Source organism: Rathayibacter sp. Leaf296 (assembly GCF_001423045.1).
Taxonomy (GTDB): Bacteria; Actinomycetota; Actinomycetes; order Actinomycetales; family Microbacteriaceae; genus Rathayibacter; species Rathayibacter caricis.
This window is the reverse complement of record NZ_LMNR01000001.1, coordinates 310,419-318,775: the sequence shown is the minus strand read 5'-3', so window position 1 is coordinate 318,775 and position 8,357 is coordinate 310,419. Positions and strand designations below refer to the sequence as shown.

Below are 8,357 nucleotides of genomic sequence, written 5' to 3'. Positions count from 1 at the left end.
CCCACCCGCTCCAGACATCGCGGATCTCGATACGCCCGCGCAGCGGGCTACTCGATCCGCAGGAGAGGGGCGGACGCACGAGCACCCCGCCGCGATGCGCGACGGGGTGCTCAGTGTGCGGGGAGCGTCAGCTCTCGAAGGTAGCGTCGAGGGTGATCTCGACTCCGGTCAGCGCCTTCGAGACCGGGCAGGTGGCCTTGGCCTCGTCGGCCGCCTTGAGGAACGCGGCCTCGTCGATGCCGGAGACCTCTCCGCTGACGACGAGGTGGATGCCGGTCAGCTTGAAGCCGCCCGCGGAGTCCGGGCCGAGCGAGACGTCGGCGCGGACGTCGAGCGCCTCGACGGTGCCGCCGGCAGCACCGAGCACGGCCGAGAACTGCATGGCGTAGCAGGCGGAATGAGCGGCGCCGAGGAGCTCCTCGGGGCTGGTCGCGCCGTTGGCGTCGTCGGCGGCGCGCTTCGGGAACGAGACGTCGTAGGTGCCGAGCTTCGAGCTCGAGAGCTCGACCTGGCCCTCGCCGGTCTCGAGCGAGCCGTTCCAGGCGGTGCGTGCAGAACGAGTGGGCATGGTTCCTCCTCAAGCAGACGGGGAGAGCAGTAGAACGATCGTTCTCCCCTGATGCACCGAGCCTACGGGGAACGCGCGTTCTCCTGCAACCACCCCTCGGGATGCACAGCGAGATGCCGGTTCGGGACGCCCACCGCGGCGCGTCGCGGACCGGAGGGGCGTCTCGCGGATCAGTGCAGGACCTTCAGCCCGATCACGCACGCGACGATGCCGAATACCAGCAGCGTGCGCACGAGCGAGAAGCCCTCGCCGCCGAAGAACATGCCGTACAACACGGTCAGCGACGCGCCGATGCCGACCCAGACCGCGTAGGCGGTGCCGGTGGGCAGCTCGCGCATCGCGTACGCGAGCCCGGCCATGCTGGCCACGACCGCGACGCCGAAGACGACGGTCGGCCCGGCGCGGGTGAACCCCTCCGACTTCCCGAGGGCGGTGGCCCAGACGGCTTCGAGGACTCCCGAGACGACGAGGACGATCCAGGACATGACGACTCCTATCGAGTCAGTCCTGTCGCTGTCCGGGTACTGCTCCCTCGTCCGGTCGCCGTCATCGGCTGTCCCCCATTGTGGCAAGCCTCACTGAGCAGACCGTGTGCAGTCAGCGCGGCTGCGCCGGGTTGGTCGGCACCCCGTGCGACGGCGGGTTGATCGGCGGGCCGGACGTCGCGGGCGACACCGGGGACCCGGTCGACCCCTGCGACGTCTCGGGCAGCGACTCCGGAACCCGGCCGGCGGGCTCGGCGCCCTCGCGCAGCTGAGCGAGTCGCGAGCGCAGGATCGTGGTGATCGGCGCGCGGTCCCCGTGCGCGTCCTCGTAGCTCAGCAAGGCGGTGACGCCGTCCTCGTCGAGGGGGCGGATGCGCTCGGCGATCGTGCCGAGCGGGATGTCGTTCCAGTCGGGCAGCGGCAGGTCCTCGCGGGAGGGTTCGGTCGACATGGTGCTCCTTCCGTTCCCCTCCATCCCAGCGGTTCCGATCGCCCGGCCCCAGGGGCTTGACCGCTGCTCAGGAACCGAGCCGCCCCGTCAGCCGCCGGTGGAACCCGGTGCTGCGCTCGTCCAGCCCCTCGATCGACACGGTCGCGCCGTGGTCGCGGTACTTCGTCTCGATCGAGTCGAGCGCGGCGACCGTCGAGGCGTCCCAGATCTGCGCATGGCGGAGGTCGACCACCACGTGCGCGGGGTCGTCGGCGTAGGCGAAGCGGTCGACCAGGTCGTTGCTGCTGCCGAAGAAGAGGGGCCCGGTGACGTCGTAGCGCACCGATCCGCCGTCCTCGGCGAGGATCCGCTCGACCGCGATCACGTGGGCGACCCGGCGCGCGAACAGGACCATCGCCAGCACCACCCCCACCAGCACGCCGAGCGCGAGGTTGTCGGTCGCGACCACGACGACCACGGTGACGACCATCACCAGCGTCTCGGGCAGCGGCATCCGCCGCAGCGTCGACGGGCGGAGGCTGTGCCAGTCGACGGTCGTGATCGCCACGATCATCATCACCGCGGCGAGCGCCACCATCGGGATCCGCCCCATCAGCGAGCTCAGCCCGGTCACGAGCGCCAGGAGGAACACGCCGGCGACGACGGTCGAGATGCGGGTGCGCGCGCGTCCGGTCTTCACGTTCAGCACGGTCTGCCCGATCATCGCGCAGCCCGCGATGCCCCCGTAGAAGCCGGCGAGGATGTTCGAGACGCCCAGCGCCCACGACTCGCGGCCCTTGTGCGACGGGGTGTCCGTCATCTCGTCGACGAGCTTCGCCGTCAGCAGCGTCTCCATCAGCCCCACGAACGCCACGCTCAGCGCGGTCGGCAGGATCAGCTGCAGCGTCTCGAGCGTCAGCGGCACCAGGAACGGGGTGATCCCCGGCAGCTGCCCGGTCAGCGGCCCCTCGTCGGCGACGTCCGGCACCACGAGCCCTGCGACGATCACGGCGGTGGTCACGACGACGATCGCGACGAGCGGAGCCGGCACCGCCTTGGTGAAGCGCGGCAGCACCAGGATGATCGCGAGCGTCACGGCGAAGAGCACGTACGCGACCCACGGCACCCCGATCACGTGCGGCACCTGCGCGACGAAGATCAGGATCCCGAGCGCGTTGACGAAGCCGATCATCACCGAGCGCGGGATGAACCGCATCAGCCGGGCGAGGCCGGCGAGGCCGAACACGATCTGGATCACTCCGGCCAGGATCACTGTGGGCAGCACGTACTGCACCCCGTGCTCGCTCACGAGCGGGGCGATGACGAGCGCGACGGATCCGGCGGCCGCCGTGATCACTCCGGGCCGGCCGCCGAGGATCGACATGGTGAGCGCGAGCACGATCGACGAGACCAGGCTGACCATCGGATCCACGCCCGCGACGACCGAGAACGAGATCACCTCGGGCACGAGGGCGAGAGTCGTCACCATGCCGGCGAGGACCTCGCGCGACAGCTGCCGCGGCGAGCGCAGCGCGTCGAGCACGGTGATCACCCGGTGCACGGGCTGGGGGCGGGCTTGCCGGGGGCGGGCGGGAACGGCCATGGGGTGGCTCCGGGGCGGGTCGGCTCTGGCGAGCGGCTGTCGAGGGAGGAGCGCCACATCGCGCGGGGACCGCTCCGGCCGTGCCGGAGAATGGGGGCGGGGAGCGGATCGACAGCAAACCTACCGCAGCGTGAGGTTTGCGGACACCCCGAGCGAGCGGAGCAGTGCGTGACGGACGAGCGGACGGCCGAGGAGGTCGAGGCGACCCTGCGCATCGGCGAGCTCGCCGACCGCTCCTCGATGTCGCTGCGCACCCTCCGCCACTACGACGAGGTCGGGCTGCTGAAGCCGAGCGGACGCACGGTCGGCGGGTTCCGCCTCTACACCGAGCGCGACGTCGACCGGCTGCTCCTCATCCGCCGGATGAAACCGCTCGGCTTCTCGCTCGACGCGATGGCCGAGCTGCTGCGCGTCGTCGACAGCCTCGAGATCGCCGGCACCGCGGAGGAGGCGGCCGCGATCCGCACGCGCCTGGACGCCTTCGTCGCCGACGCCGCCGCCCGCCGCGCGAAGCTCGAGGAGCAGCTCGCGATGGCGGACGAGTTCCTGGCGCTGCTGCGCGCGCGATAGGGCGGCGCGGTCACCGGGAGGGTGGATCTCGATACGCCCTCTCCGAGGGCTACTCGATCAGCAAGCTCCCCCGCTGGTCGAGTAGCCGCGCAGCGGCGTATCGAGACCCACCACCGCCCGGAGACCGGGATCTCGATACGCCCTCTCCGAGGGCTGCTCGATCAGCGAGCTCCCCCGCTGGTCGAGTAGCCGCGCAGCGGCGTATCGAGACCGACGTCATCAGGAGGGGGTGGATCTCGATACGCCCGCTGCGCGGGCTACTCGATCAGCAGAGACGGGCCGCTGCGCGGGCTGCTCGATCAGCAGAAGCGCCGACCCGTCAGTGGGACGCGCGCGGGGGCGCAGAGCTCTCGCGGACGATCAGCTCGGGGCGCTCCGACGAGAAGGTGGCGCCTCCGCCGTCCTCCATCGCGCGCAGCAGCAGGCCGAAGCCGCGGCGACCGAGCCCCGCGAAGTCCTGGCGCACCGTCGTCAGCGCGGGCGTCCACATCCGCGCGAGGGGGTGGTCGTCGAAGCCGACGACGCTCACGTCCTCCGGGACGCGCAGCCCCGCCTCGGTGAGCCCCTTGATGACGCCCATCGCGATCTCGTCGTTGCCGCAGAACACCGCCGTGACCTCGGGATCCTCCGCGAGCCGGTGCGCGAGCGCGCGGCCCGACTCCGGCTCCCAGGTCGCCTCGAGCGGAGTCGGCGCGACGGCGACGCCCGCCTCCTTCAGCGCCCGGCGCCACCCCGTGGTCCGGCCGTCCTCGCGGCGCGACGGCGGCACGCGCACGTGGTGCACGGTGCGGTGGCCGAGCTCGAGCAGATGCTCGGTCAGCGCCTGGGCCGCGTGCAGCTCGTCGAGCACGGCCTGCGGGATCCCCCGCCCGCGCACGCCCGACAGCGCGACGACCGGCACTCCGGGCGGCAGCGCCGCGACCATGGCGACGCCGGGCGGGTCGAACTTCAGCACCGCGATGCCGTCGGGGCTCTGGCTCAGCACGAGCGAGAGCGCCTTCTCGATGTCGTCCGGGTCGGCCGACTCGATGACGGTGATCGTGACGGTCCAGCCGCCGGCGCGCGCCTCCTCCTCGATGCCGCGGATCGCCTCGGCGTAGCCGTACTGCGAGGTGTTGCCGGCGACGACCGCGATCGTGCGGGAGCGGCGGGTGACGAGGGTGCGCGCGGCGGCGCTGGGGCGGTAGTTCAGCTCGGCGATCGCGGCGAGCACGCGCTCGCGCTTGTCGGGAGCCACGCGCGCGGCTCCGGTGAGCACCCGGGAGACCGTGGGCACCGAGACTCCCGCGAGGGCCGCGACGTCGGCGATGACCGGGGCTTTCGCCGCCCTGTCCCGCTTCATGTCGTCTCGCTTCCGTCCTCGGCCGTCGCGCTGGTGAAGGGCGAGCCACGAGGGGGCGGAGGCGATCGGCGCCGCGTCGGTCTCGGAGGCGCTCACTTCACCGCGCCGCTCGTGATGCCCGAGATGATCTTGCGCTGGGCGAAGACGAACACCAGGAGGAGGGGCAGGCTCATCAGGATGATATAGGAGAAGATCAGGTGCCAGTTCTGGAGGTAGAGCCCCGCGCTGGCCACCTGGTAGAGGTTCAGCGGCAGGGTGTCGAGCCGCCCGCCGACCACGAACAGCGCGTAGAAGACGTCGTTCCAGATGTAGAGGCAGATCAGGATCGTCGCCGTCGCGAGCACGGGCATCAGCAGCGGCAGGATGATCGTGAAGAACACCCGGAACGGTCGCGCCCCGTCGACCCGGGCCGCCTCCTCGAGCTCCGCCGGGATCGTCCGGACGAAGCCGGTGACGAAGAAGATCACCGTCGAGAGGTACATCCCCATGTACACGCCGACCATGCCGACGGCGGTGCCGGCGAGTCCGAGCTGGCGCAGGAGGAGCACGACGGTCACGACGGCGGGTGGCAGGACGATGCCGCTGATCGCGAGGGCGTAGACGAGGGCCATCCCGCGCCCGGTGCGGCGGCCGAGGATCCACGCGGCCATCGAGCCGAGCACGAGCACGCCCAGCACCGACGGCACCATGACGAGCACGCTGCCGAGGAACGCCTGCACCATGCGCCCGTCGGTGAAGACGGTGGCGAAGTTCTCGAGCAGCTGCCACTGCGACGGAGCGGCGAGGTTGGGGTTCAGCGCCTCGGCCTGGGTCTTGCCCGCGGTGCTGATGATGAGCCAGAACGGGACGCCCAGGAGCAGGACGACGGCGGCGAGCGCGGCGGTGGGCTGCGCGAGGCGGGCGAGCGTCCGCGAGGCGGACGGGCGGTTCCGGACGGGGGTGGGAGCGGGCGCGGGGTTCCGCGCCGGAGCGGGCTTCTCGACCATGGTGCTCACAGCACGTCCTCTCGACGGCGCAGGATGCGGATGACGGGGAAGGCCAGGAGCGCGACGGCCACGAAGAGGATCAGGCTCATCGTGGTCGCCTGGGCGAACAGGCCCTGGCCGAAGGTGCGGAAGATGAAGATGTTGAGCAGCTCGGTCGTGCCGCCGGGGCCGCCCTCGGTGGTGGCCTGCACGATGTCGAAGCCGTTCATCGATCCGAGCAGCGCCGTCGCCACGTTGAAGGTCAGCGCCGGGGCGATCAGCGGGAAGCGGATGTCGCGGAACGTCTGCCACCACGAGGATCCGTCGAGCCGCGCGGCCTCGAGCACGTCGCCGCTGATCGTCTTGAGGCCGGCCAGGTAGATCAGCATCGAGAGGCCCATCCACTTCCACGAGTGGATGAGGGCGACGACCACGATCGTCCAGGTCGTGTCGCCGAGCCACGCGGTCGACACGGACTGGCCGGTCACGAACGAGAGGATGCCGTTGAGCGCGCCGTCGGGCTTCAGCAGCGCCTGGAACACGTAGCCGACGGCGAGCGCCGACATGATCACCGGGATGAAGAACATCACCCGGGCGAAGCGGTTGACCCGCGTGTCCTTCTCGAAGAGCAGCGCCAGGATCAGCCCGAACAGGTTCTGGAAGACCGCGACGAGCACCGCGTAGACCAGCGTCACCCGCAGCGCCTGGATCAGCGTGCCGCTCTGGAACAGGTCGACGAAGTTCGAGACGCCGACGAAGCCGATGGCCGACTTGAAGCTCGACCAGTCGGTGAACGCGTAGACGAAGTTGAACAGCGTCGGCACGAAGAAGAAGACGACCAGCACGACGAGGGCCGGCACGAGGAAGACGAGCGGATGGTCGGACCGGCGGCCGCTCGCGGCGACCGGCTTCGAGGCGCGGGCGAGGACGCGGGGCGGCGCGGCTGCTCGGGTGGTGGACACGCGGTCACTGCCTTTCGAGAGAGGAGGAGGAGCGGGGGCCCGTCGAGTCGTGGCAGGCCCCCGCGTCGAGTGGCTAGAAGCCGGTGGCTCCCTGAGCCTTCGCGAGCTGCGCGAACTGGTCCTGCGTGGCCTGCGCGACCTGCTCCGGGGTCTTGGTGCCCTGGATCATGTCGGCGAGGTAGATGTAGAGGTCGGGGTTGGCGATCGCCAGGGCCTGCATCGAGCCGACCGAGGTGCCGACCGACTCGCTCACCGAGACGAGCGCGGTGGGCACGGTGTCGGGCGTGGTGACCGAGGGCTCGAGCGAGATGGTGTTCTGCGCCTCGACGAAGTCGGCGTAGCCGTCGCCGAGCCAGTAGGAGAGGAGCTGGCGCGAGGCCGCCTCCTTGTCGGCGTCACCGGTCTTGAAGGCCACGAGCGCGTTCGACTGGTCGGGGATGAAGGTGCCGACGTTGCCGGAGGGCGAGATCGGGAAGAAGCCGACGGTGTCGTTCAGCGTCTCGGTGTCGGAGAGCGACTGCAGCTGGCCGAAGAAGGAGTTGACCTGCACGACCATCGCCGCGTCGCCGGCGAGGAGGGCGGCGCCCTGGTCCTCGAAGGTGGCGGTCTTGATGTCCTCGTTGAACAGGCCCTCGTCGATCAGGCCCTTGTAGGAGTCGATCGCCCCCTGGATGGTCGGGTCGGTGAACTTCTCCTCGCCCGAGTTGACGCGGTCCCAGAGGCCGTCGGCCGCGGCGTCGGCGAGCTGCACCTGCACCCACCACTGGGTGGCCCAGCGGTCGGCGCCCATCTCGAAGAACGGGGTCTCGCCCGCGGTCTTGAGCTGGCGGGCGGTCTCGAGGAACGACGCCCAGTCGGTGGGGAGCTCGGTGATGCCGTTCTCCTCGAAGACCTTCTTGTTGTAGTAGACCCCCTCGACCGCGGGGGTCGAGATCAGCGCGGCGTAGCGGGTGTCGTCGAGCGTGCCGGTGATGTCGGCGAGCGCGGGATCGACGTCCTCGAGCCAGGGGGCTCCGTCGAGGCTCTGCAGGTTGGTGGTCGCGTTGAGCGCGGTGAGCTGCGAGGCGGTCGGCTGCCAGAACGCCAGGTCGGGCTTGTCGCCGGTGGCGACCTTGGTCTGCACGCCCTGCTCGTAAGGGTCCGGGATCGTCTCGATCTCGACGGAGGCGCCGGTGAGCTCCTCGAAGCCCTCGACGACCGACTCCGGGACGGTGTTCGAGTTCTGCGCGGCCCAGATGGTGAGCTCGGTGCCCTCGAGGTCGGCGTCCTGGGCGGGCCAGGAGGCGGGAGCGGCCGCGCCGCCGTCGGTGCCGCCGCCGGCCCCCGGGTCGCTGCAGCCGGCGAGGAGCAGGGCGGAGGCGGCCGTGAGGACGGCCGCGCTGAGGAGTGACTTCTTCATCGAAATACTCGAGCTTTCTGTGTGTGGAGAGGG

At 70.7% G+C, this 8,357-nt stretch carries 9 protein-coding genes and 1 riboswitch; of the genes, 1 reads left to right on the top strand and 8 read right to left on the bottom strand.

The features are described from left to right. Positions 1 to 127: 127 nt before the first annotated feature. The 4 genes from ASF46_RS01350 to ASF46_RS01335 all read right to left on the bottom strand — a co-directional run bounded on the left by ASF46_RS01350 (position 128) and on the right by ASF46_RS01335 (position 3,086). Positions 128 to 568 carry an OsmC family peroxiredoxin gene (locus tag ASF46_RS01350; protein WP_056866107.1) on the bottom strand — a complete coding sequence of 147 codons (441 nt, stop codon included), beginning with the start codon at positions 566 to 568 and terminating at the stop codon, positions 128 to 130. Between the two features lie 170 nt (positions 569 to 738). After that, positions 739 to 1,053, bottom strand: a complete 315-nt coding sequence (locus ASF46_RS01345) for a DMT family transporter (RefSeq protein ID WP_056866106.1) — start codon at positions 1,051 to 1,053, stop codon at positions 739 to 741. 10 nt (positions 1,054 to 1,063) lie between these two features. Then, a riboswitch (guanidine-III (ykkC-III) riboswitch) is annotated at positions 1,064 to 1,127 on the bottom strand. 38 nt (positions 1,128 to 1,165) lie between these two features. Further along, positions 1,166 to 1,504, bottom strand: a complete 339-nt coding sequence (locus tag ASF46_RS01340) for a hypothetical protein (RefSeq protein ID WP_056866105.1) — start codon at positions 1,502 to 1,504, stop codon at positions 1,166 to 1,168. A 67-nt stretch (positions 1,505 to 1,571) separates the two neighbouring features. Then, positions 1,572 to 3,086 (bottom strand): SulP family inorganic anion transporter, encoded by a 1,515-nt coding sequence (locus tag ASF46_RS01335; protein ID WP_056866104.1) that lies wholly within the window; start codon positions 3,084 to 3,086, stop codon positions 1,572 to 1,574. Positions 3,087 to 3,254: 168 nt separating this feature from the next. Between ASF46_RS01335 and ASF46_RS01330 the strand changes: the two genes are divergently transcribed. Then, positions 3,255 to 3,656: a MerR family transcriptional regulator gene (locus ASF46_RS01330; protein ID WP_235576821.1), complete on the top strand. Its 402-nt coding sequence runs from the start codon at positions 3,255 to 3,257 to the stop codon at positions 3,654 to 3,656. A gap of 319 nt (positions 3,657 to 3,975) precedes the next feature. Here ASF46_RS01330 and ASF46_RS01325 read toward each other — a convergent pair whose 3' ends face one another. The 4 genes from ASF46_RS01325 to ASF46_RS01310 form a co-directional block, all read right to left on the bottom strand. Continuing rightward, the gene (locus tag ASF46_RS01325; RefSeq protein WP_056867385.1) at positions 3,976 to 4,998 is read right to left on the bottom strand and encodes a LacI family DNA-binding transcriptional regulator; all 1,023 of its coding nucleotides are present in this window, start codon (positions 4,996 to 4,998) and stop codon (positions 3,976 to 3,978) included. 92 nt (positions 4,999 to 5,090) lie between these two features. Beyond that, the gene (locus ASF46_RS01320; RefSeq protein ID WP_082485358.1) at positions 5,091 to 5,984 is read right to left on the bottom strand and encodes a carbohydrate ABC transporter permease; all 894 of its coding nucleotides are present in this window, start codon (positions 5,982 to 5,984) and stop codon (positions 5,091 to 5,093) included. A 5-nt stretch (positions 5,985 to 5,989) separates the two neighbouring features. Next, positions 5,990 to 6,925 carry a carbohydrate ABC transporter permease gene (locus tag ASF46_RS01315; protein WP_235576820.1) on the bottom strand — a complete coding sequence of 312 codons (936 nt, stop codon included), beginning with the start codon at positions 6,923 to 6,925 and terminating at the stop codon, positions 5,990 to 5,992. Positions 6,926 to 6,998: 73 nt separating this feature from the next. Continuing rightward, on the bottom strand, positions 6,999 to 8,324 hold the full coding sequence (locus ASF46_RS01310) for an ABC transporter substrate-binding protein (RefSeq protein WP_056866103.1): 1,326 nt from the start codon (positions 8,322 to 8,324) through the stop codon (positions 6,999 to 7,001). Positions 8,325 to 8,357: the final 33 nt, after the last annotated feature.

Coding starts and splice junctions, on each gene's coding strand:
- ASF46_RS01325 (WP_056867385.1), bottom strand. CDS start 4,998: ATGAAGCGGGACAGGGCGGCGAAAGCCCCGGTCATCGCCGACGTCGCG.
- ASF46_RS01350 (WP_056866107.1), bottom strand. CDS start 568: ATGCCCACTCGTTCTGCACGCACCGCCTGGAACGGCTCGCTCGAGACC.
- ASF46_RS01335 (WP_056866104.1), bottom strand. CDS start 3,086: ATGGCCGTTCCCGCCCGCCCCCGGCAAGCCCGCCCCCAGCCCGTGCAC.
- ASF46_RS01320 (WP_082485358.1), bottom strand. CDS start 5,984: ATGGTCGAGAAGCCCGCTCCGGCGCGGAACCCCGCGCCCGCTCCCACC.
- ASF46_RS01345 (WP_056866106.1), bottom strand. CDS start 1,053: ATGTCCTGGATCGTCCTCGTCGTCTCGGGAGTCCTCGAAGCCGTCTGG.
- ASF46_RS01340 (WP_056866105.1), bottom strand. CDS start 1,504: ATGTCGACCGAACCCTCCCGCGAGGACCTGCCGCTGCCCGACTGGAAC.
- ASF46_RS01310 (WP_056866103.1), bottom strand. CDS start 8,324: ATGAAGAAGTCACTCCTCAGCGCGGCCGTCCTCACGGCCGCCTCCGCC.